This window comes from Priestia sp. BR_2, assembly GCF_041954005.1.
GTDB lineage: Bacteria > Bacillota > Bacilli > Paenibacillales > Paenibacillaceae > Paenibacillus_AQ > Paenibacillus_AQ lautus_A.
In genome coordinates, this window is the sequence record NZ_JAVFHM010000225.1 from 1 (window position 1) to 667 (window position 667).

Consider the following 667-nt stretch of genomic DNA (forward strand, 5'->3'; position numbering starts at 1 on the left):
TAAAAGAAGCTGTCGAACAGCATGGTGATGGAAGCCAAATTGCTAAATTTTAAGCTTCCTATTTTAGGAGAAATGTATTCAAGGTAAATAATGGATGGATAGAAATATACCTTTCTAACATAATAAGTGTTAGAAACCAATGACGTGGTAAAAAGTAAAATTACATGTTTCATTTCCTTGTGAAAGAAATTGGACAATTGCCACGTGTATAAAAAAGAGCCGTATCTAAAAGATACGGCTCTTTTTTCTATTTATTGACGACGAAGCTTTTCAATTTCTTCTGGAGTAAAGCTTGTCAATTCCATAATGAAAGCATCATCCTGTCCTTTTTCAATCATGTCTAAGGCTACTTTTTTTAGCGTTTCTTCTTTTCCTTTTTATTTCACCAGATAAAAATACATCAAAACAAAGATCAAAGAAATAGGATAGGGCGGGGGGACAAAGTTTTTTTCAAGCGACGACTGTTACATGATCTATAGGAGTTGCATTGAATAAATAGGGCTAGCTAGCAGCATCTACGACCAAAATGTTTTATTCACAGCACCACCATAATACTCTAGGATTAATCATAACTCCTCGACAACCTAGCCTCTATAAACACTAGCACATGTATCAGGTTTTGGTTCATAATAACAATGATTTTTAAATTGACCAGATGCAGGTTGAC

General features: G+C 34.3%; 1 pseudogene. It reads right to left on the reverse strand.

The features are described from left to right. Positions 1 to 584 precede the first annotated feature (584 nt). A pseudogene (locus tag RB298_RS17210) lies at positions 585 to 667 on the reverse strand (cell wall hydrolase); the annotation flags it as partial.